This is a genomic window from Pseudomonas sp. LARHCG127 (genome assembly GCF_052871455.1).
The window spans coordinates 56,994-77,999 of record NZ_JBIXJT010000022.1 but is presented as its reverse complement, the minus strand read 5'-3'; the positions used below and the strand labels follow the sequence as shown (position 1 = coordinate 77,999).

General features: G+C 62.9%; 18 protein-coding genes. 13 read left to right on the top strand and 5 right to left on the bottom strand.

Annotation, left to right across the window (positions count from 1 at the left end; all coding sequences use genetic code 11):
* Positions 1 to 377: 377 nt before the first annotated feature.
* Positions 378 to 2,027, bottom strand: a complete 1,650-nt coding sequence (locus ACIPQ1_RS26785; RefSeq protein WP_250963305.1) for an acyl-CoA dehydrogenase family protein — start codon at positions 2,025 to 2,027, stop codon at positions 378 to 380.
* Between the two features lie 70 nt (positions 2,028 to 2,097).
* On the bottom strand, positions 2,098 to 4,482 hold the full coding sequence (locus ACIPQ1_RS26780) for a hybrid sensor histidine kinase/response regulator (protein WP_411385707.1): 2,385 nt from the start codon (positions 4,480 to 4,482) through the stop codon (positions 2,098 to 2,100).
* A gap of 405 nt (positions 4,483 to 4,887) precedes the next feature.
* On the opposite strand from ACIPQ1_RS26780, the gene ACIPQ1_RS26775 reads away from it, so the two are divergent.
* The 4 genes from ACIPQ1_RS26775 (at position 4,888) to ACIPQ1_RS26760 (ending at position 8,413) form a co-directional block, all read left to right on the top strand.
* The gene (locus tag ACIPQ1_RS26775) at positions 4,888 to 5,685 is read left to right on the top strand and encodes a hydroxymethylpyrimidine/phosphomethylpyrimidine kinase (protein ID WP_024616125.1); all 798 of its coding nucleotides are present in this window, start codon (positions 4,888 to 4,890) and stop codon (positions 5,683 to 5,685) included.
* Between the two features lie 17 nt (positions 5,686 to 5,702).
* On the top strand, positions 5,703 to 6,329 hold the full coding sequence (gene thiE / locus ACIPQ1_RS26770; RefSeq protein WP_250963307.1) for a thiamine phosphate synthase: 627 nt from the start codon (positions 5,703 to 5,705) through the stop codon (positions 6,327 to 6,329).
* Positions 6,330 to 6,357: 28 nt separating this feature from the next.
* Positions 6,358 to 7,641, top strand: coding sequence for a glutamate-1-semialdehyde 2,1-aminomutase (hemL, locus tag ACIPQ1_RS26765; protein ID WP_446535066.1), 1,284 nt, complete (start codon positions 6,358 to 6,360; stop codon positions 7,639 to 7,641).
* Positions 7,642 to 7,858: 217 nt separating this feature from the next.
* Entirely contained in the window at positions 7,859 to 8,413 is a 555-nt protein-coding gene (locus tag ACIPQ1_RS26760) for a tetratricopeptide repeat protein (RefSeq protein ID WP_411385709.1), read from the top strand.
* A 191-nt stretch (positions 8,414 to 8,604) separates the two neighbouring features.
* Here ACIPQ1_RS26760 and ACIPQ1_RS26755 read toward each other — a convergent pair whose 3' ends face one another.
* On the bottom strand, positions 8,605 to 8,934 hold the full coding sequence (locus tag ACIPQ1_RS26755) for a DUF1820 family protein (protein ID WP_003185742.1): 330 nt from the start codon (positions 8,932 to 8,934) through the stop codon (positions 8,605 to 8,607).
* 133 nt (positions 8,935 to 9,067) lie between these two features.
* Between ACIPQ1_RS26755 and miaB the strand changes: the two genes are divergently transcribed.
* From miaB to lnt, 5 genes are all read left to right on the top strand, one after another.
* The gene (gene miaB / locus ACIPQ1_RS26750; RefSeq protein WP_186706557.1) at positions 9,068 to 10,396 is read left to right on the top strand and encodes a tRNA (N6-isopentenyl adenosine(37)-C2)-methylthiotransferase MiaB; all 1,329 of its coding nucleotides are present in this window, start codon (positions 9,068 to 9,070) and stop codon (positions 10,394 to 10,396) included.
* A 216-nt stretch (positions 10,397 to 10,612) separates the two neighbouring features.
* Positions 10,613 to 11,623 (top strand): PhoH family protein, encoded by a 1,011-nt coding sequence (locus ACIPQ1_RS26745; RefSeq protein WP_186706558.1) that lies wholly within the window; start codon positions 10,613 to 10,615, stop codon positions 11,621 to 11,623.
* Positions 11,616 to 12,074 (top strand): rRNA maturation RNase YbeY, encoded by a 459-nt coding sequence (ybeY, locus tag ACIPQ1_RS26740; RefSeq protein ID WP_186730301.1) that lies wholly within the window; start codon positions 11,616 to 11,618, stop codon positions 12,072 to 12,074. The genes ACIPQ1_RS26745 and ybeY overlap by 8 nt, the downstream gene beginning before the upstream one ends.
* 40 nt (positions 12,075 to 12,114) lie before the next feature.
* Entirely contained in the window at positions 12,115 to 12,954 is an 840-nt protein-coding gene (locus ACIPQ1_RS26735; RefSeq protein ID WP_186706560.1) for an HlyC/CorC family transporter, read from the top strand.
* Between the two features lie 27 nt (positions 12,955 to 12,981).
* On the top strand, positions 12,982 to 14,505 hold the full coding sequence (gene lnt, locus ACIPQ1_RS26730) for an apolipoprotein N-acyltransferase (RefSeq protein WP_446535065.1): 1,524 nt from the start codon (positions 12,982 to 12,984) through the stop codon (positions 14,503 to 14,505).
* A gap of 150 nt (positions 14,506 to 14,655) precedes the next feature.
* On the opposite strand, the gene ACIPQ1_RS26725 is transcribed toward lnt, so the two are convergent.
* Both ACIPQ1_RS26725 and ACIPQ1_RS26720 read right to left on the bottom strand, forming a co-directional pair.
* A complete protein-coding gene (locus tag ACIPQ1_RS26725; RefSeq protein ID WP_250965943.1) occupies positions 14,656 to 15,417 on the bottom strand; it encodes a YdcF family protein in 762 nt (253 codons plus the stop codon).
* A gap of 103 nt (positions 15,418 to 15,520) precedes the next feature.
* Positions 15,521 to 15,841 (bottom strand): hypothetical protein, encoded by a 321-nt coding sequence (locus ACIPQ1_RS26720; RefSeq protein WP_446535064.1) that lies wholly within the window; start codon positions 15,839 to 15,841, stop codon positions 15,521 to 15,523.
* Positions 15,842 to 16,134: 293 nt separating this feature from the next.
* On the opposite strand from ACIPQ1_RS26720, the gene leuS reads away from it, so the two are divergent.
* The 4 genes from leuS (at position 16,135) to arfA (ending at position 20,941) form a co-directional block, all read left to right on the top strand.
* Complete coding sequence (gene leuS / locus ACIPQ1_RS26715; RefSeq protein WP_411385711.1) at positions 16,135 to 18,741, top strand: leucine--tRNA ligase; 2,607 nt, start codon at positions 16,135 to 16,137, stop codon at positions 18,739 to 18,741.
* A gap of 90 nt (positions 18,742 to 18,831) precedes the next feature.
* A complete protein-coding gene (locus ACIPQ1_RS26710) occupies positions 18,832 to 19,437 on the top strand; it encodes an LPS-assembly lipoprotein LptE (RefSeq protein WP_411385712.1) in 606 nt (201 codons plus the stop codon).
* Positions 19,438 to 19,476: 39 nt separating this feature from the next.
* A complete protein-coding gene (holA, locus tag ACIPQ1_RS26705) occupies positions 19,477 to 20,514 on the top strand; it encodes a DNA polymerase III subunit delta (protein ID WP_446535063.1) in 1,038 nt (345 codons plus the stop codon).
* A gap of 262 nt (positions 20,515 to 20,776) precedes the next feature.
* Complete coding sequence (gene arfA / locus ACIPQ1_RS26700; RefSeq protein WP_030140368.1) at positions 20,777 to 20,941, top strand: alternative ribosome rescue factor ArfA; 165 nt, start codon at positions 20,777 to 20,779, stop codon at positions 20,939 to 20,941.
* Positions 20,942 to 21,006 lie beyond the last annotated feature (65 nt).

The window sequence follows — 21,006 nt, the reverse complement described above, 5'->3', positions numbered from 1 at the left end:
TTCGAAAGCCTTCATTGCCATTGATATAAGCCTCAATGGCCGTAATTTTGAACTGAAGAGAAAATTTGCCCATGGAAAACACCACCAAAAGTCAGGTTGGTGTCCAACTTTTGGGGTGCAGTCCACACTGTGGGAGCGAGCTTGCTCGCGATTGCGGTGTATCAGTCACTACAGATGCTGAATGGGCCGACGCTTTCGCGAGCAAGCCCGCTCCCACAAGGTTCGGTGGCGTACTCCGATGCTGTGTACGACTCAGGTCCACTGTGGGAGCGAGCCTGCTCGCGATAGCGGTGTATCAGCCACTACAGATGCTGAATGGGCCGACGCTTTCGCGAGCAGGCTCGCTCCCACAGGGGCCTGTGCCGACCTGAGTCTTCTTAAAAGTCGTGCGGGGTCGAGCGGGCGACGATGGCCTCGACATTCAAGCCCCTCGGCAAGGCACCGTACACCCGGCCGGTCGACCCCAGGCGGCTGGCGATGAACGCATCGCTGACCTCGCTATTGCCCGCTTCGAGCAACAGCTTGGCTTGCAGGCCCACGGCGATGTCTTCGGTCAATTGTCGGGCGCGGTACTGGATGTCGACGGTGTCCTTGAACGCGGCGTGCAATTGGTCGATATGGCGGGCCAGGCGCTTGTCGCCGTGGCCATCGCCCAACTCATTGAACAAGACCTCCAATACACCGGGTTCCTTGGACAAGGCGCGCAACACATCGAGGCACTGCACATTACCGGAACCCTCCCACGTCGAGTTGACCGGTGCCTCCCGGTACAGGCGCGGCAGGATGCTGTCTTCGACGTAGCCGGCGCCGCCCATGCATTCGGCGGCTTCGTTGATCATCGCGGGGGCGCGCTTGCAGATCCAGTACTTGCCCACCGCCGTCACCAGCCGGGCGAATTTGGCCTCGTGCTCGTCGCTCAAGTGGTCCAGCGCCCGACCCATGCGCAGGCTCAAGGCCAGGGCAGACTCGCTTTCCAGCGCCAGGTCCGCCAGGACGTTTTGCATCAGCGGCTGTTCGCTCAACAGCTTGCCACCGACCTTGCGGTGCGCGCAGTGATGACTGGCCTGGGTCAGCGCCTGGCGCATCAGGGCACTGGAACCGACCATGCAATCGAAGCGGGTCATGGCGACCATCTCGATGATTGTCGGCACACCTCGGCCCTCCTCACCGACCATCCAGGCCAGGGCGCCACGGAACTCGACTTCGCTGGAGGCGTTGGAACAGTTGCCCAGCTTGTTCTTCAAGCGCTGGATGTAGAACTGATTGCGCGTGTCGTCGGGGCGATGGCGCGGCAGCAGGAAACAGGTCAGGCCCTTGTCGGTCTGGGCCAAGGTGAGGAAGGCGTCGCACATCGGCGCCGAACAGAACCATTTGTGGCCCACCAGCTCATAGGCCTGGCCCGGGCCGCTGGCGCCCACCGGATAGGCCTTGGTGGTGTTGGCGCGCACATCGGTGCCGCCCTGTTTTTCGGTCATCGCCATGCCCAGGGTCACCCCGGCCTTGTGGGCCATGCCGACGTTGCGCGGGTCGTACTCGGTGGCCAGCACCTTCGGCATCCAACGCTCGGCCAGGTCCGGCTGCAAGCGCAGCGCCGGCACGCTGGCAAACGTCATGGTCAGCGGGCAACCGGTGCCGGCTTCGGCCTGGCTGTGCAGATAGGTCATCGAGGCACGGGCGACATGCGCACCGGGCTGTGGCTGGGCCCAGGGCAAACTGGGCAGGCCATGTTCAATGGCGGTGCGCATCAACTGGTGATAAGCGGGATGGAATTCCACCAGGTCGATGCGATGGCCATAACGGTCATGGCTGGAGAACACCGGCTTGTTCTGGTTGGCGAGGAAGCCTGCTTCCATCAACGGCCCACCGGCCAGCGCCCCATAGGCATCGATCCGCGCCTGCGCCCAGCCGGCGCCAAAGCGCTGCGACCACTGTTGCAGCGGCAGGTCGATGCGGTACAGGTTGGCGCCATCCAGGGACGGCGGCTGATTGGTGACGTCGTGGGTTTCAGCGAACTGATGCAGGTTCATGACAGGGCTCCTCGATCGGCAGGGATTCAGTTAAGCACCGCCTCCAGGCCGAACAAAGTGTCATATACGCCTAAATATCGGCGCTTTCGCCCTGCCTTGGGCACAGTACCCGGCGCTGGAGCGTCGCCTGCAATGCCTCGAATTTCACCGGTTTGCTCAGGTAATCGATCAACGCGCCCGACGGGCAGCACGCCTGGCCCAGGTTCGGGCTGACCACCAGCACCGGCAGCTCTTCACAGCCGGATAACGCGCGGATCTGGCAGCAAACCGACACACCGTCCAACGGCGGCAATTGGCAATCGAGCAGTACCGCATCAAAGCGCTCGCCGTGCAGCAGCTCCAGCGCGGCGCGGCCGCTGTCGGCGGTGCGCACCCGATAACCCAGCTTGAGCAACATGCCGCGCATGACCAACTGATCGATGTTGTTGTCGTCCGCCAGCAGCACCGTGCAATCCTGGGGCTGGCGCGAGCCCTGGCGGCTCCCGAAGGAAAACGGCGTCGGGACCGCCGCCGGCAAGGCGACATCAAACTCCACGTCCAACTGGAAACGGCTGCCGCGACCGGGCTCGGACGTGTGGGTCAGGCGTCCGCCCAGCAGTTCCACCAATTGCCGACAGATCGCCAGGCCCACGCCGAGACCGCCGTACTCCCGGGTCATCGAGCCGTCGAGCTGGAAGAAGCGCTGGTACAAGGTCGCTTCCCCCAGGTCGGTAAAACCGATTCCGGTGTCGATGACGGCAAAGGACAACACCACCCGACCAAACTCCGTCGGCCGGCCGCTGACGCGCAGGGCCAGGCCGCCCACCCGGGTGAACTTGATGGCGTTGTCCAACAGGCATTCCAGGCTTTGGGCCAGTTTGCCGCTGTCGCCGAGCAAGCGGTCCGCCAGGCCCGGAGCTACGTCGACCTTGAAATCCAGGCCCTTGGCCGCGGCATTGGCGCCGAACTGCAACTGCAGCGCATCGACCACCCCGCGCAGGCTGAACGGCGCCGGATAGACCTTGAGCTTGCCGGCCTGCAACTCGGTGAGGGTGAGCATGCCGTTGACCATGCGCATCATGTCCCGCGCCGAACCGGCGGCGGTCTGTTGATACTGGGTCAGTTCCTCGTCCATCTCGACGGTTTCCATCAACTCCAGGGAGCCGATCACACCGTTCATCGGCGTGCGCAGTTCGTGGGTCAAGGTGGCGAGGAATTCATCCTTGAGCTTGTTGCCGTGGGCCAGTTGCTGGTTGAGCACTTCGAGCTTCTGCCCGGCGTCCAACAGGGTCTGGGCCTGCTGTTCACGCATGGCATTGATGCGATCGGCCAGGGCCAGGGACAACAGCGCCACTTCGATGGCCGAGCCGATCTGGCTGGCGTACATGGTCAGGAAGACGTTCGGCAGGTAACCCAACACCATCAAGGTATTGATGATGCCTCCCAGCAAAAACGCCGACCAGGCAATGATGAAATAACGCGCCACCCGCAGGCCACGCCACCAGGCGAACAGCCCGGCGGCGAAGATCGCCACCGTGAACACCAGCGCCAACGCCGTGGCCAGGCGCAGCGCCAGGGCGTAGCTGGTCATCAGCGACAGGCCGACCACCACGGCGCTGTAGGCGATCAATGCGAACAGCAAGCGATCCATCCAGCGGCCATGCTGGGCGGTTTGCAGGAAGCTGCGGGCGAACTGGCTGCCGAACAGCCCCGCGCAACCGATGAAGAACGGTGTCGCGGCGTTGGCCCACCAGGGGTTGTCCGGCCAGAAGTATTCGACGGCGGCGCCGTTGACCGACAACTGGTACAGGCCGAACGAGGCGATATAGAAGATGTAATAGAGGTAGCTGGTATCGCGCACGCTCAGGTAGATGAACAGGTTGTACACCAGCATCCCCAGCAGCACGCCATAGATGATGCCCAGCACATACAGGCGCACCGGCTGTTGCTCGAGGTACGCGGTGCTCGACCACAGCGTCAACGGCGCCTGGATCGAACCCTGGCTTTGCAGGCGCAGGTAGACGGTCTGCCGCTGCTCGGGCTTGAACGCCAGGCTGAACAAGTAATTGTTCTGGCGGATTTCGCGATTGGCGAATGGCAACGCGTCACCGGTCTGGCGAACCAGGCGATAGGCTCCCGCCGCGTCAGGCAGGTACAAATCGAGGTGGTCCAGCGGCGGGTACGCCAGCTCCAGCAGCCAGGTGCGCTGGGCGTCCGGATTGGCGGGGCGATAGTGCAGGTCGATTTTCAGCCAGAAGGCTGACCGTGAGTAACCGGCGTTCAGCGTGGTTTTATCGTGGGGTTTGAAAGCACCCGCCGCGGATTGGGCCAGGACCTCGTCAATAGTGGCCGTGCCGGCCGCGTCTTCGAACACTTGCAGGGCATGGCCCAAGGGCAGGCTTTGGGTGAATTCATCGAATTCGAGGGCACTTGCCAGCGAGGGCAAGCACAGCAGCAACATCAGCAAATAGCGCATTTAAGCCCCAGCGTGGCCTGTCCGGTTGAGTCAGGAAGCCCCCCATTCCCTGAGTAGACGTAAAACCGGCATTACCTGTTATGTGTTGGATCCATCTCTAGCATAGCCGCTGATGGCCAATTTGCACCATTGAAATTTTTCCGACAGAGGGCTCTAGAACGGGCGTTTCAGAGCAAAGCATTGAGATAGAGCTGTTGCATTGGTCAGGTCGATAAGTTCCGTTTCTTTGTGGCTTGGGTGCTTGCTCCCGCTGGGCTGCGAAGCGGCCTCGGTTTTTGGGAGCGCTGCGAACTCCAGCGGGAGCAAGCTCCCTCGCCACAAAAGCATTCAGTCGCAAGCAACCCAGTACAAAACCCTCAGCGTCCGAGCACCGATAAAACAGGTTTGGTGGTAAGCTCGCGCACCATGAATATCTACAGCTCTCGCCCCGTTGTCCTCTGTCTCTCCGGCCATGATCCCAGTGGTGGCGCCGGCTTGCAGGCAGATATCGAAGCCCTGCTCGCCCAGGGTTGTCACGCCGCCCCGGCCGTTACCGCATTGACCGTGCAAGACACCGTCAACGTCAGCGATTTCCGTGTGCTCGACCGTGAGTGGGTGCTGGCGCAAGCCAATGCCGTGCTCAACGATGCCCAAGTAGCAGCAGTCAAGCTGGGAATGCTCGGCTCACTGGAAATGGTCGACACGGTGGTCGAACTGCTCCAGGCGCACCCGCATCTGCCGATGGTCTGCGACCCGGTGCTGCGCGCCGGCGGTGGTGGGCGCCTGGGCAAGGATGAGGTCGGCTACGCCATGCGCGAACGCCTGTTGCCCCTGGCGATCATCGCCACCCCCAACCTGCCTGAAGCACGCATCCTCGCCGAACTGCCCGAAGGCAGCGCCGACGAGTGCGCGGAAAAACTGCTGCCCTTCGTCAAACACCTGTTGATCACCGGTGGCCACGGCGACGAACATGAAGTCCATAATCGCCTGTACAGCCGCGATGGCCGCCGCGAAACCTTTACCTGCCAGCGCTTGCCTGGCAGCTACCACGGTTCCGGCTGCACCCTGGCCAGCGCCCTCGCCGGTCGGCTGGCCCAGGGCGAACAGCTCGCCAGCGCCGTCAAGACAGCGCTGGACTACACCTGGCGCACCTTGCGCGATGCCGAACAACTGGGCAAAGGCCAGTTCGTCCCGCGTCGCCTGCCGCTGGATTTCTGCTCGTAGCACCGGAGGCCTGTTGAATGAAATTACGTGGCCTTTACGCCATCACCGATAGCCAATTGCTGGCCGGCAAGTTCCTCGCTTATGTAGAAGCGGCGCTGGAAGGTGGCGTGACCCTGCTGCAATACCGCGACAAAAGCAGCGACGAGGCCCGCCGCCTGCGGGAAGCCGAAGCCCTGCGCAACCTGTGCGAACGCTACAAGACCCAGTTGATCATCAACGACGACGCCGAACTGGCCGCACGCCTGGGCGTCGGCGTGCACCTGGGCCAGACCGACGGCCCGTTGGCACCAGTACGGGCACTGCTCGGGCACAAGGCAATCGTCGGCGCCACCTGCCACGCCAGCCTGGCATTGGCCGAACAGGCCGCCAGCGAAGGCGCCACCTATGTCGCGTTCGGGCGCTTCTTCAATTCCAACACCAAACCCGGCGCCCCCAGCGCAAACCTTGAACTGCTCGAACAGGCGCACATCAAACTGCATACCCCGGTCTGCGCCATTGGCGGCATCACCCTGGAGAACGCCGCCCCGCTGGTGGCCCACGGGGTCGACCTGCTGGCGGTGGTCCATGGCCTGTTCGGCGCCGACAGCACCACTGAAGTGACGCGCCGTGCCCGCGCCTTCAACGCACTGCTGCAGATCAAATAGTCCATTTTTCGTTTTCGAGAGCCCAACCATGTCCCGTTCCGAAACCCTGTTTGCCAACGCCCAGAAACACATCCCCGGCGGCGTGAACTCGCCTGTTCGTGCGTTCAAGAGCGTCGGCGGCACCCCGTTGTTCTTCAAGCACGCCGAAGGCGCGTACGTCACTGACGAAGACGACAAGCGCTATGTCGACTACGTCGGCTCCTGGGGCCCGATGATCCTTGGCCACAGCCATCCGGACGTGCTGGATGCGGTGCGCAAGCAATTGGTCCACGGCCTGTCCTACGGCGCCCCGACCGCGATGGAAACCGAGATGGCCGACCTGGTCTGTTCGATCGTGCCGTCGATGGAAATGGTGCGCATGGTCAGCTCCGGCACCGAGGCGACCATGAGCGCAATCCGCCTGGCGCGGGGCTACACCGGTCGCGACAGCATCATCAAGTTCGAAGGTTGCTACCACGGCCACTCCGACAGCCTGCTGGTCAAGGCCGGCTCCGGCGCGCTGACCCAAGGTGTGCCGAGTTCGGCCGGCGTACCCGCAGCCTTCGCCAAGCACACCCTGACCCTGCCGTTCAACGACCTCGAAGAAGTCGAGAAGATGCTCGGCGAAGTCGGCCAGGAAGTGGCGTGCATCATCGTCGAGCCGGTGGCCGGCAACATGAACTGCGTACCACCGGCGCCGGGCTTCCTCGAAGGCCTGCGCAGCCTGTGCGACCAGCATGGCGTGGTGTTGATCTTCGACGAAGTGATGACTGGCTTTCGCGTGGCCCTCGGCGGCGCCCAGGCCCACTACGGCGTCACGCCGGACCTGAGCACCTTTGGCAAGATCATCGGCGGCGGCATGCCGGTGGGCTGCTTCGGCGGCAAGCGCAAGATCATGGAATGCATCGCGCCGCTGGGCCCGGTCTACCAGGCGGGTACGCTGTCAGGCAACCCGTTGGCCATGGCCGCCGGCCTGACCACGCTACGCCTGATCAGCCGCCCGGGCTTCCACGCCGAACTGACCGACTACACCACCCGCCTGCTCGACGGCTTGCAGATCCGCGCCGATGCGGCCGGCATCCCCTTCGTGACCACCCAGGCCGGCGGCATGTTCGGCCTGTATTTCAGCGGCGCCGATGACATCGTCACTTTCGAAGACGTCATGGCCAGCGATGCCGATCGGTTCAAGCGTTTCTTCCACCTGATGCTCGACGGCGGCGTGTACCTGGCCCCGAGTGCGTTCGAAGCCGGCTTCACCTCCATCGCCCATGGCGAGGCCGAGCTGAAGATTACCCTCGACGCGGCCGAACGGGCCTTCGCGGCACTGAAGTAAGCCTGTGGATAACTGACGCTGGCTGACGCCGGCGTCAGTGATTGCTGACAACCCCCCGCCCTTTTCCTACGTATTTATGCCCGAAGCTGCTATTAGCATTCCCTCGCAGCAGAAAAACGAGTAAAGACTTTGTAAGGATGGCCCCGCTTATTTCATAATGCGCGCTTATTGGATCCCCCGGAGGGTCCGCGCGCCCCTCAGAGGTAAGTCGATTCCCATGAACCGCACCGGCCGCACCCTTGCCTTGGGCTGCCTGTTGCTCCTTCAGCCGCTGCTGGCGAATGCACAGGCAGGCGGCAACTCGTTGTTGATCCCGGCGCTGGGCCGTTGCACGCTCAACACCCAGCCACAAGATCTCGCACCGGCACTCGACGCCTGTCAAAAAGCGGCGGACGCGGGTGATGCACAAGCGCAATACGAGTTGGGCGAGTTCTACTACGAAGGCAAGTCGGCACCCCGCGACCTCAAGCAAGCCCTCAACTACTTCGAAAAAGCCTCGCTGCAAGGCCATGCCCAGGCGCAATTCAAGCTCGGCGGCATGTTCTTCCATGGCGAAGGCGTGCCGGCCAACAACGTCCAGGCCTACATCGTGCTGAAGATGGCCGCGGTCAACGGCGCCGAAGAAGCCCTGGACACCGCCGACGAAGTCGCCGAGCAGATGCCTCGCGATGAATTGGAAGTGGCGACCCAGGTGCTGGGCCAGATCTTTCGCAAATACCTGATGGAATTGCAGAACGCCGATGGGCGTACGCCTTTTTCGCCGTTGCCCTGAATCCACCACAGGCCTGTGGCTGGGAGCTTTTGTGGCGCGGGGGCTTGCTCCCGCGCGGGTGGGCAGCGGCCGCACGATCATGGGGGCGCGGCGCCCGCGGCGGCGGACCGGGCCAGCGGGGGCCCCCCCCCCCCCCCCCCGGCCCCCCCCCCCCCCCCCCACAAAGGACTGCGCTCAACCTATCGACAGGCTTACTTCTCAGGCATCGGCATCGGAAACGGCATCACATTGCCGACCGCGCCGCGGGCTTCGCTGATTTTCGGGGTGCCCAGGCGTTCGACTTCGTCGATGCGCACGATCGAGTGCATCGGCACGAAACTGCGCACCACGCCTTCGAACTGCGCCTTGAGCTTTTCCTCGCTCGGGTCGACGACCACTTGCGTGCGCTCGCCAAAGACGAACTCTTCCACTTCCAGGAAGCCCCACAGATCACTTTGATAGATCTGCTTGGCGTACATTTCGAACACCTGGCCCTGGTTGAGGAAAATCACCTTGTAGATTGGAGCTTCACGTTTGGTCATGGCTGGCGAAACACATCGGCGGGTAAAAATGAGGGCGCGAACTATAGCATAGCCACTGTTCGCACAGCGGTGGGAACCCAGGGACTTGTTCTCTATAATGCGCGGTTCTTTGAATCACGTGATGACCCCGTCCATGGCCAAGAAGCTTTACATCGAAACCCACGGTTGCCAGATGAACGAGTACGACAGCTCGCGCATGGTCGATCTGCTGGGCGAACACCAGGCCCTGGAAGTCACCGCTCGCGCCGAAGACGCGGACGTGATCCTGCTCAACACCTGCTCGATCCGCGAACGCGCCCAGGACCGGGTGTATTCCCAGCTCGGCCGCTGGCGTGAACTGAAGCTGGCCAACCCGGAGATGGTCATCGCCGTGGGCGGTTGCGTGGCCAGCCAGGAAGGCGCCGCCATTCGTGATCGCGCGCCCTACGTGGACGTGGTCTTCGGCCCGCAGACCCTGCACCGCCTGCCGGAGATGATCGACGCCGCCCGCAGCACCAAACTGCCGCAAGTGGACGTCTCGTTCCCGGAAATCGAAAAATTCGACCACCTGCCCGAACCGCGCATCGACGGCCCCAGTGCCTACGTGTCGGTGATGGAAGGCTGCAGCAAGTACTGCACGTTCTGCGTGGTGCCTTATACCCGCGGCGAAGAAGTCAGCCGGCCGTTCGACGACGTGATCGCCGAGATCATCCACCTGGCGGAAAACGGCGTGCGCGAAGTGACCCTGCTGGGGCAGAACGTCAACGGCTATCGCGGCCTGACCCATGACGGGCGCCTGGCGGACCTCGCCGAACTGATCCGCGTCGTGGCGGCAGTGGACGGCATCGACCGCATCCGCTACACCACCTCCCACCCGCTGGAGTTCTCCGACAGCCTGATCCAGGCCCACGCCGAGGTTCCCGAACTGGTCAAGCACCTGCACCTGCCGGTGCAATCGGGCTCTGACCGGATCCTCGCGGCCATGAAGCGCAACCACACGGCGCTGGAGTACAAATCCAAACTGCGCAAGTTGCGCGCCGCAGTGCCCGGTATCTGCATCAGCTCGGACTTTATCGTCGGCTTCCCCGGCGAAACCGAGAAAGATTTCCAGCAAACCATGAAGCTGATCGAAGACGTGGGCTTCGACTTTTCCTATTCCTTCGTCTACAGCCAACGCCCTGGCACCCCGGCGGCCGACCTGGCGGACGAAACCCCGGAAGAACTGAAAAAAGAACGGCTCAACGCCTTGCAACATCGCCTCAACCAGCAAGGTTTCGAGATCAGCCGACAAATGGTCGGTTCCGTCCAGCGGATTCTGGTGACCGATTATTCGAAAAAAGACCCGGGCGAGCTGCAAGGACGCACCGAAAACAACCGCATCGTCAACTTCCGCTGCGACACCCCGGCCCTGATCGGCCAGTTCGCCGACGTGCACATCGACGCCGCGCAACCGCACTCGCTGCGGGGTTCGCTCATTCAGTGAGCACTTATTCCCCTGTGGGAGCGAGCTTGCTCGCGATAGCGGTATCACAGTCAATACCCAGGTTGAATGTGAGGCCCCCATCGCGAGCAAGCTCGCTCCCACAGTGGCCGTGCCAAACCCTGTCATCAGATTCGCCTGTTTAAGAGCTTTCGCACCCAGCCTACTGGCGTTATCCTTGATTTCACCTTAATTGCCCCTGGGCGGCTAAAAACGACCTTGAACGCACCCATCGAACCACATCGCTTTATTCTCGAGCCCTTCGAGGCTCGCCGCTTCGCCAATCTGTGCGGGCAATTCGACGAGCATCTGCGCTTGATCGAACAGCGCCTGGCCATCGAGATCCGCAACCGCGGAAACCAGTTCGAACTGATCGGCGAACCCAAGCACACCACCTCCGCGGAAAACCTGCTGCGCCGTCTCTACCGGGAAACCAAGGGGAGCGAGCTGTCGCCGGATACGGTCCACCTGTTCCTCCAGGAGTCGGCTGTCGAAGAACTCGACAACCCCGCCCCGTCGGAACCTGCCGTGGCCCTGCGCACGAAAAAAGGCATGATTCGCCCGCGCGGCTTGAATCAGCAGCGCTACGTGAAGGAAATCCTCGGCAACGACATCAACTTCGGCATCGGCCCGGCCGGTACCGGCAAGACCTACCTGGCCGTGGCCTGCGCCGTCGATGCGCTGGAACGCGAACAGGTGCGGCGTATCCTGCTGGTGCGACCGGCGGTCGAAGCGGGTGAAAAACTCGGCTTCCTGCCCGGCGACCTGGCCCAGAAGATCGACCCATACCTGCGCCCGCTCTATGACGCGCTGTACGAAATGCTCGGCTTCGAATACGTCGCCAAGCTGATCGAGCGCCAAGTCATCGAGGTTGCGCCGCTGGCCTACATGCGCGGCCGGACCCTGAACAACAGCTTCATCATCCTCGACGAAAGCCAGAACACCACGGTCGAGCAGATGAAAATGTTCCTGACCCGGATCGGCTTCGGCTCCACCGCCGTCATCACCGGGGACATCACCCAGGTCGACCTGCCCCGGGGCACCAAGTCCGGCCTGAACCATGTGATCCAGGTGCTCAAGGACGTGCCGGGCATCAGCTTCACGCATTTCATGCCCAAGGACGTCGTGCGCCACCCGTTGGTGCAGCGCATTGTCGAAGCCTACGAGCGTTTCGAGCATCGCGCCGAGGAAGAGTTGGCCGAAAGCAAAGGCAATGGCCGCAATGCTTGAACTCGACCTGCAAGTGGCCTGTGAACACGCCGCCCCCAGCGAAGCCCAGTTCCGCCAATGGTGCGAACTGGCCCTGCGCCAGCGCAGCGCCGATTCCGAGTTGACGATCCGCCTGGTGGACGAAGCCGAAGGCCGTGAACTGAACCACACCTGGCGGCAGAAAGACTACGCCACCAATGTGCTGTCGTTCCCCGCCGATGTTCCCGACGAACTGCTCGACATCCCGCTGCTGGGCGATCTGGTGATCTGCGTCCCGGTGGTGGAGCGTGAAGCGGCGGAACAAGACAAGACATCCGAGGCCCACTGGGCCCATCTGGTGATTCACGGCTGCTTGCATCTATTGGGTTACGACCATATAGAAGATGACGAAGCCGAAGAAATGGAAGCGCTGGAACGAACGTTGCTTGCAGAGCTGGGTCATCCCGACCCCTACGCCGGCGACGAACACTGATACATCAACCTGTAACGACAAAGGATTCAGAGTAATCGCTATGAGCGAAGATCGATCGACCAACGGGCAGAAGTCATGGCTGGGCAAGCTCACCCAGGCTTTTGCCCATGAGCCGAAAAACCGCCAGGAGCTGCTGGAGCTGCTGCGCGATGCACACCAGAACAAACTGCTGGACAGCGAAGCGCTGGCCATCGTCGAAGGCGCCATCCAGGTCGCTGACCTGCAAGTGCGGGACATCATGGTCCCGCGCTCGCAGATGGTCAGCATCAAGGCGACCCAGACCCCGCGTGAATTCCTGCCCGCCGTGGTCGACTCCGCTCACTCGCGCTACCCGGTCGTCGGCGAGAGCCATGACGATGTCATGGGCGTGCTGCTGGCCAAGGACCTGCTGCCGCTGATCCTCCAGGAGAACGGCGACAGCTTCAACATCAAGGACCTGCTGCGCCCGGCCACCTTCGTGCCCGAGTCCAAGCGCCTGAACGTGCTGCTGCGTGAATTCCGCGCCAACCACAACCACATGGCCATCGTCATCGACGAATACGGCGGCGTGGCCGGCCTGGTCACCATCGAGGACGTGCTCGAGCAGATCGTCGGCGACATCGAGGACGAGCACGACGTCGAGGAAGACAGCTACATCAAGCCACTGCCCAGCGGCGACTTCCTGATCAAGGCCCTGACCCCGATCGAGAACTTCAACGAATTCTTCGACAGCCAGTTCTCCGACGATGAGTTCGACACCGTCGGCGGCTTGGTGATGAGTGCTTTCGGGCACCTGCCCAAGCGCAACGAAACCACGGAAATCGGCTCCTGGCGCTTCCGCATCCTGAATGCCGACAGCCGTCGGATTCACTTGCTGCGCCTATCACCCATTGGCCGATAACCCCTGCGAGACCCGCTAAGGACACACATGCGCTGGACAACCCGCCCCGGCTGGCCCGGTAACTTGCTGGCCGTGGCGGCCGGTGCGATCACCACCCTGGCCTTGGCGCCGTTCGATATCTGGCCGCTGGCATTGCTGGCGGTCGGTTTGTTCTACGCCGGGCTGCGCGAGCTTTCGCCGCGCCAGGCCTTGGGCCGTGGCTGGTGTTTCGGTTTCGGTTTGTTTGGTGCCGGCACCAGTTGGATCTACGTCAGCATCCACAACTTCGGTGGCGCCTCGGTGCTGCTCGCCGGGTTCTTGATGCTGCTGTTCATCGCCGCCATCGCCTGGTTCTTCGCCCTGCCCGCCTGGTTGTGGGCGCGCTGGTTGCGCCGCAACGAGGCGCCACTGGCCGATGCCCTGGCATTCGCCGCGCTGTGGTTGGGCCAGGAAGCGTTTCGTGGCTGGTTTCTCACCGGGTTCCCGTGGCTGTATTCCGGCTACAGCCAGCTCGACGGCCCCCTGGCCGGCCTCGCGCCATTGGGCGGGATGTGGCTGATCTCCTTCACCCTCGCCCTGACCGCCGCGCTGCTGTACAACGCGCCCCGGTTGATCCGCGGCGCCCGCAAAGGCTTTATTGCCGCGGGCGTGTTGCTGCTGATCGGCCCATGGGTGGCCGGCATGGCGCTCAAGGGCCATGCCTGGACCAGCCCCTCGGGCAACCCGCTGAGTGTCGCGGCGATCCAGGGCAACATCGAACAAAGCATGAAGTGGGACCCCGATCAGCTCAACGCGCAGCTGGCGCTGTACCGCGACATGAGTTTTGCCTCCAAGCGCGTCGATCTGCTGATCTGGCCGGAAACCGCGGTGCCGGTGCTCAAGGAGTCCGCCCAGGGCTACCTGGACATGATGGGCAACTTCGCCGCCGAACGGCAGTCGGCGTTGATCACCGGCGTGCCGATTCGGCAACTGGTGCGCCACGAAAAGCGTTACTACAACGGCATCACCGTGACCGGCGAAGGTGACGGTACTTATTTGAAGCAAAAGCTCGTGCCGTTCGGCGAATACGTGCCCCTGCAGGACATCCTGCGCGGCCTGATCGCCTTCTTCGACCTGCCCATGTCGGACTTCGCCCGGGGCCCGGCCGACCAGCCGTTGCTGCAAGCCAAGGGTTACCAGATCGCACCGTTCATCTGCTATGAAGTGGTCTACCCGGAGTTTGCCGCCAGCCTGTCGGCGCGCAGCGACCTGCTGCTGACCATCAGCAACGACACCTGGTTCGGCACCTCGATCGGCCCGTTGCAACACCTGCAAATGGCCCAGATGCGCGCCCTGGAGGCCGGCCGCTGGATGATCCGCGCCACCAACAACGGCGTGACCGGCCTGATCAACCCCTTCGGCCAGATCACCGCACAGATCCCGCAATTCGAGCGCGGCATCCTGTATGGCGAAGTAGTGCCGATGCACGGCTTGACCCCGTACCTGCAATGGCGCTCGTGGCCGCTGATCGTTTTGTGTGTGTTGCTGCTGGGCTGGGCGCTGATGGCGAGCCGGATGGCCAGGACGGTTTAACTTGTTCCCCCCATGTGAATGAAAACCCTGTGGCGAGGGAGCTTGCTCCCGCTGGCCTGCGCAGCAGGCCCTTTTTTTGGGGCCGCTTCGCGCCCCAGCGGGAGCAAGCTCCCTCGCCACAACAGCGATCAGCTCACTCCACGCGGTGTTTCAGCGGTAGAACAACCAATACCCCACCAGCCCCACCGCCTCGTTCATCAGTTGCCCGGACTGCCAGATCGCCTTGAATTCCGGCATCCAGCCACCCAGTGGCCGGGCGTTGTCCTGGCCCAGGAACCCGACAGGCGCCGGCACCACTTCAAACCCCGAGCGTTCGAAACTCCAGGCCGCCCGCGGCATGTGCCAGGCCTGGGTGACCACCACGACTCGCTTGATGCCGGCGGGCAGCAGGATTTCGGCGCTCATCTGGGCGTTTTCCCAGGTCGTGCGGCTGCGCTCTTCCTGCCAGCGCACGGTCACGCCGAAATCATCGCGCATCGAGTCAGCCATCAGCCTGGCCTCGCTGGGCGGGGTGCCATAGTGCAAGCCCCCGGTTGTCAGCACGGGCAAGCCCGAAGCCTTGGCCAGCCGCGCCGCATAACGCTGGCGCTCAAGCCCCACACCGGTGGGCTGGTCGGCCCCCCAGGCCGGGTCACCGCGCTCGCGACCGGAGCCCAGCACCACGATGGCGTCGGCACGCTGGGCCAGGGTCGCCCAGTCACTGCGCAGCAGCGGTGGATCACGCTCCAAGGCCTTGGCGCTCCACTGCACCACCACCGGCAGGCTCATCAGCCAGAAGCCGCCCAAGCCCACGACGAAACACAGGCGGGCCAGGCGCGGTCGTGAATGGCGCCACCACCAGGCAAGCGCCAACAGCAGCAAAAGAATGCCGGGAGGCAATAAAAGTTGTTTGATGAAATAGCGAAACGGCATCGGGCATCTCCATAGATGCCCGAAGCCTAGGTGGGTTGACGCAAAGCGACAACAGATTCGAAAAAACCTTGAATCAAAAAAAGCGACACGCGTGAATCCGGCGTTACTTGAACTGCAGTGACCGGACCTTTACAGCATCCTTGTCAGGCGTCCGGTCCTTGAGCCACACGACTTCGGCCGAACGGGGCGCATCGAGACGCTTGTTTGCCTGGGCCCCGATTGCGGGGGCCTGGTGCCCGACCTGCTCAAGGTAGGCCTTGACCAGTTCGAACTCTGCGGGGCTCAAGCCACGCAGCTCCAGCTCTGCCGGGCGCTCATCACGCAAGCGACCGGCGGTTCTTGCAGCGTCCAGGGCCACCCCGAGACGATCGATCAATTTTTCATACAACTCAGGTGTAGCGACTTTTCGTTGTGATTCAACCATCCCTCACCTCATTGAAGATAAGACTCACTCCCCATTGAGAAGCTTAGCTTCGCTGGGCAAACCGGCAGGGCGCCGCGACCAACGGCCCTGAACACGGGTCATCGCCTGGGGTCGTCGATGGTCGACACGCAATCTAAGGTTTCCCTCGGTAGAGCGCGGTCATGTATGCTACGGCGCTTCCTGTAACTCCACTTCCAGCTTGGCTGGGCATCGAAAACGCCGCATTCGGCGTCGTCTGCGCCCAGCATGGCCACGAAGAGGATTGGGCCACCCCATTCAGTACAAAAGTAGCCATGCACGAACACTACCAGCCCCGTGAAATCGAAGCCGCCGCCCAGTCGTTCTGGGACGAGCAAAAGTCCTTTGAAGTCAGTGAACAGCCAGGCAAGGAGACTTACTACTGCCTGTCGATGTTCCCTTACCCCAGCGGCAAGCTACACATGGGGCACGTGCGCAACTACACCATCGGCGACGTGATCTCCCGCTACCAGCGCATGCAAGGCAAGAACGTCCTGCAACCCATGGGTTGGGACGCCTTCGGCATGCCGGCGGAAAACGCCGCGATGAAGAACAACGTGGCGCCCGCCAAGTGGACCTACGAAAACATCGCCTACATGAAATCCCAGCTGCGCAGCCTGGGCCTGGCGGTGGACTGGTCCCGCGAGGTGACCACCTGCAAGCCCGACTACTACCGCTGGGAACAATGGCTGTTCACCCGCCTGTTCGAAAAAGGCGTGATCTACCGCAAGAACGGCACCGTGAACTGGGACCCGGTGGACCAGACCGTACTGGCCAACGAGCAAGTGATCGACGGGCGCGGCTGGCGCTCCGGCGCGCTGATCGAAAAGCGCGAGATCCCGATGTACTACTTCAAGATCACCGCCTATGCGGATGAACTCCTGGAGAGCCTCGACGAGCTGACCGGCTGGCCCGAGCAGGTCAAGACCATGCAGCGCAACTGGATCGGCAAGTCCCGGGGCATGGAAGTGCAGTTCCCGTACGACGTCGCCTCCATCGGCGAAGCCGGCACCCTGAAAGTCTTCACCACCCGCCCCGACACGCTGATGGGCGCCACTTATGTGGCCGTGGCCGCCGAGCATCCGCTGGCGACCCTGGCCGCCCGCAACAACCCTGAGCTGCAGGCGTTCATCGCCGAATGCAAGGGCGGCAGCGTCGCCGAAGCCGACGTCGCCACCCAGGAGAAGAAAGGCCTGCCGACGTCGCTGTTCGTCGAGCACCCGCTCACCGGCGAAAAACTGCCGGTGTGGGTCGCCAACTACGTGCTGATGCACTACGGCGACGGCGCGGTCATGGCCGTGCCGGCCCACGACGAGCGTGATTTCGAATTCGCCCACAAGTACAACCTGCCGGTCAAGGCGGTGGTGCGCACCAGCGCGGGCGACCAGACCCCGGCACCTTGGCAGGACGCCTACGGCGAACACGGCGAGCTGATCAACTCCGGCGAGTTCAACGGCCTGGATTTCGCCGGTGCGTTCGACGCCATCGAAGTCGCCCTGATCAAGAAGAACCTCGGTGCCTCGCGCACCCAGTTCCGCCTGCGTGACTGGGGCATCAGCCGCCAACGCTACTGGGGCTGCCCGATCCCGATCGTGCATTGCGACACCTGCGGTGACGTACCGGTGCCGGAAGACCAACTGCCTGTGGTCCTGCCGGAAGACGTCGTACCCGACGGCGCCGGTTCGCCCCTGGCACGCATGCCTGAATTCTATGAGTGCAGTTGCCCGAAATGCGGCGCGCCAGCCAAGCGTGAAACCGACACCATGGACACCTTCGTCGAGTCCTCCTGGTATTACGCCCGCTACGCCTCGCCGCACTATGAAGGTGGCTTGGTGGAAAAATCCGCGGCGGACCATTGGCTGCCAGTGGACCAGTACATCGGCGGCATCGAACACGCCATTCTCCACCTGCTCTATGCACGCTTCTTCCACAAGCTGATGCGCGACGAAGGCCTGGTGAGCTCCAACGAGCCGTTCAAGAACCTGCTGACCCAAGGCATGGTGATCGCCGAGACTTACTATCGTCGCGAAGCCAACGGTGCCTACACCTGGTTCAACCCGAGCGACGTCGAACTCGAACGCGACAGCAAGGCCAAGGTCATCAGCGCCAAGCTGATCGCCGACGGCCTGCCGGTGGAAATCGGCGGCACCGAGAAGATGGCCAAGTCGAAGAACAACGGCGTCGACCCACAGTCGATGATCGACCAGTTCGGCGCGGACACCTGCCGCCTGTTCATGATGTTCGCCTCGCCACCTGACATGAGCGCCGAATGGTCCGACTCCGGCGTCGAAGGCTCGCACCGTTTCCTCAAGCGCGTCTGGCGCCTGGCCCAAGCCCATGTCAGCCAGGGCCTGCCGGGCAAACTGGACGTCGCCGGCCTGAGCGACGAGCAGAAAGCCGTTCGCCGCTCGATCCACCTGGCCATCAAGCAGGCCAGCCATGACGTCGGCCAGAACCACAAGTTCAACACCGCCATCGCCCAGGTGATGACGCTGATGAACGTGCTGGAAAAAGCCGCCCAAGGCACCGAGCAGGATCGCGCACTGATTCACGAAGGCCTGGAAGCCGTGACGCTGCTGCTGGCGCCGATCACGCCGCACATCAGCCACGAGCTGTGGAATCAACTGGGTCACGCCGACCCGGTGATCGATGCACGCTGGCCGCTGGTGGACGAAACCGCGCTGGTGCAGGACAGCCTGACCCTGGTCATCCAGGTCAACGGCAAGTTGCGCGGCCAGATCGAAATGCCGGCCGCCGCCACTCGCGAAGAAGTCGAAGCCGCTGCACGGGCCAACGAAAACGTGCTGCGCTTCGTCGATGGCCTGACGATTCGCAAAGTGATCGTCGTGCCCGGCAAGCTGGTCAACATCGTCGCAAGCTAATTGGATCGGGCGCCAGGCTCGAGCCTGGCGCCGAATACAACCTGCGGGGTCGCCTGGTCGACCCCCATAGGGTTCAAGGGGAGCAACAAGATGATCAAACGTAATCTGCTGGTAGTGGGCCTGGCGGTCCTGTTGAGCGCCTGCGGCTTCCAACTGCGCGGCACCGGCACCACCGAGCTGGCGATCAACGAACTGGACCTCAGCGCACGGGACGCCTATGGCGAAACCGTCAAGATGCTGCGCGACAACCTGGAAAACAGCGGCGTGAAAGTCTACGGCGGAGCGCCGTACAAGCTGGTATTGACCCGTGAACAGCAAAGCCAGCGCAGCCTGAGCTATGCCGGCGCCGGTCGTGCGGCCGAATACGAACTGAACAACGTGCTGAGCTATGAAATCCGCGGCCAGAACGATCTGGTGCTGCTGGACGACAAGCTGGAGGTACAGAAGGTCTACCTGCACGACGGCAACAACATCACCGGTTCCGACCAGGAGTCGAGCGAAGTGCGCGACGAAATGCGTCGTGACCTCGTGCAACGCATGATGCTGCGTCTGCAACAGCTGAGCCCGGCCCAACTGGACCAGCTGCAACAGACCGCCGACGCCAAGGCCAAGGCCGAAGCCGAAGCGCTGGAAGCGGCACGCAAGGCTGAAGCGGAAACCCCGCAGCAGTCGCCGATGCAGATCCCGGCTGAATAAGCCTTGCGGGGCGCTCCGGCGCCCCGCTCGCCTTCTCTTATGAAGCTCGCTCCCGCCCAACTCGGCAAACACCTGCAAGGCACGCTTGCGCCCGTCTACATCATCAGCGGCGATGACCCGCTGCTGTGCCAGGAAGCCGCCGACGCCATCCGCTGCGCCGTTCGCCAACAAGGCTTCGACGAACGCCAGGTCTTCGCCGCCGATGCCAGTTTCGACTGGGGCACGCTCCTGCAGGCAGGGGCGAGCATGTCGTTGTTCGCCGAAAAACGCCTGCTGGAACTGCGCTTGCCGTCTGGCAAGCCCGGTGACAAGGGCGCCGCCGCGCTGATCGAATATTGCTCACGCCCGGCCGAAGACACGGTGCTGCTCATCAGTTTGCCGAAACTTGACGGCAGCGCGCAGAAGACCAAATGGGGCAAAGCCCTGGTGGAAGGCCCGCAGACCCAGTTCGTGCAGATCTGGCCGGTGGACGTCAGCCAGTTGCCCAGTTGGATTCGTCAGCGCCTGTCCCAGGCGGGTCTCTCGGCCACACAGGACGCAGTGGAGCTGATTGCCGCCCGGGTCGAGGGCAACCTGCTGGCCGCTGCCCAGGAAATCGAAAAGCTCAAGCTGATGGCCGAGGGCGGGCAGATCACCGTGGAAACGGTGCAAGCCGCCGTGGCCGACAGTGCGCGCTTCGATGTCTTCGGGCTGACCGATGCGATCCTCAACGGTGAGGCCGCCCATGCCCTGCGCATGCTCGAAGGCCTGCGGGGCGAAGGCGTCGAGCCGCCGGTCATCCTCTGGGCCCTGGCTCGGGAGCTGCGCCTGCTGGCCAACCTGTCCCTGCAATACAGCCAGGGCGTACCGCTGGACAAAGCCTTCAGCCAGGCCCGCCCGCCAGTGTGGGACAAGCGCAAACCGCTGATGAGCAAGGCCCTGCAGCGCTATTCCGCGTCGCGCTGGGCGCAATTGCTGCTCGAGGCCCAACGCATCGACGCGCAGATCAAGGGCCAGGCCGCGGGCTCGCCGTGGATGAGCCTCAGTCGGTTGTCGCTGTTGATGGCCGGACAGCGGCTCCCCTTGCCCGCTGAATAACCCTCGTTTCCAGACAACAGATTTTTTGTGACAAGAATGCTGTTGTGGCGAGGGAGCTTGCTCCCGCTGGGCTGCGCAGCAGACCCAAAAAAACAGGGCCGCTGCGCGCTGGAACGCCAGCCCGGCCCAGCGGGAGCAAGCTCCCTCGCCACAAAAGCGCTTCACCTCAGATGACATTTCCTACGCAATGCAGGGACTGGACAACCACCCAACTCTGTCCCATGATTTGCCCCGCAAAAACCACCCCACGAGAGTACCCATCATGAGCAAAAAGCCATCCAGGCATGGCCCCAACAAGGCCAAGTCCATCGTCGCCCAGCCCCTGTTCCGCAGCCGCCAGGAACGACCCGCCAAGGGCAAGGGCAGCTACCGCCGCGAAGCCTTCCAGTCTGACAACTGGGAGGCTTCTTGCTTTCTGGCCGCTTGAAACACTCGGACAAGCCCTACGCCCCTTTCGCATGATAAGGTCAGCACCTGATTTGTATTTCTGGA

What these genes read in the sequence shown, in the direction of transcription:
- ACIPQ1_RS26785 (WP_250963305.1), bottom strand. Translation starts at nt 2,027, where the DNA reads ATGAACCTGCATCAGTTCGCTGAAACCCACGACGTCACCAATCAGCCG.
- ACIPQ1_RS26735 (WP_186706560.1), top strand. Translation starts at nt 12,115, where the DNA reads ATGAGCGAAGATCGATCGACCAACGGGCAGAAGTCATGGCTGGGCAAG.
- ACIPQ1_RS26775 (WP_024616125.1), top strand. Translation starts at nt 4,888, where the DNA reads ATGAATATCTACAGCTCTCGCCCCGTTGTCCTCTGTCTCTCCGGCCAT.
- ACIPQ1_RS26760 (WP_411385709.1), top strand. Translation starts at nt 7,859, where the DNA reads ATGAACCGCACCGGCCGCACCCTTGCCTTGGGCTGCCTGTTGCTCCTT.
- ACIPQ1_RS26780 (WP_411385707.1), bottom strand. Translation starts at nt 4,482, where the DNA reads ATGCGCTATTTGCTGATGTTGCTGCTGTGCTTGCCCTCGCTGGCAAGT.
- ACIPQ1_RS26755 (WP_003185742.1), bottom strand. Translation starts at nt 8,934, where the DNA reads ATGACCAAACGTGAAGCTCCAATCTACAAGGTGATTTTCCTCAACCAG.
- arfA (WP_030140368.1), top strand. Translation starts at nt 20,777, where the DNA reads ATGAGCAAAAAGCCATCCAGGCATGGCCCCAACAAGGCCAAGTCCATC.
- lnt (WP_446535065.1), top strand. Translation starts at nt 12,982, where the DNA reads ATGCGCTGGACAACCCGCCCCGGCTGGCCCGGTAACTTGCTGGCCGTG.
- miaB (WP_186706557.1), top strand. Translation starts at nt 9,068, where the DNA reads ATGGCCAAGAAGCTTTACATCGAAACCCACGGTTGCCAGATGAACGAG.
- thiE (WP_250963307.1), top strand. Translation starts at nt 5,703, where the DNA reads ATGAAATTACGTGGCCTTTACGCCATCACCGATAGCCAATTGCTGGCC.
- leuS (WP_411385711.1), top strand. Translation starts at nt 16,135, where the DNA reads ATGCACGAACACTACCAGCCCCGTGAAATCGAAGCCGCCGCCCAGTCG.
- ybeY (WP_186730301.1), top strand. Translation starts at nt 11,616, where the DNA reads ATGCTTGAACTCGACCTGCAAGTGGCCTGTGAACACGCCGCCCCCAGC.
- ACIPQ1_RS26720 (WP_446535064.1), bottom strand. Translation starts at nt 15,841, where the DNA reads ATGGTTGAATCACAACGAAAAGTCGCTACACCTGAGTTGTATGAAAAA.
- holA (WP_446535063.1), top strand. Translation starts at nt 19,477, where the DNA reads ATGAAGCTCGCTCCCGCCCAACTCGGCAAACACCTGCAAGGCACGCTT.
- ACIPQ1_RS26725 (WP_250965943.1), bottom strand. Translation starts at nt 15,417, where the DNA reads ATGCCGTTTCGCTATTTCATCAAACAACTTTTATTGCCTCCCGGCATT.
- hemL (WP_446535066.1), top strand. Translation starts at nt 6,358, where the DNA reads ATGTCCCGTTCCGAAACCCTGTTTGCCAACGCCCAGAAACACATCCCC.
- ACIPQ1_RS26710 (WP_411385712.1), top strand. Translation starts at nt 18,832, where the DNA reads ATGATCAAACGTAATCTGCTGGTAGTGGGCCTGGCGGTCCTGTTGAGC.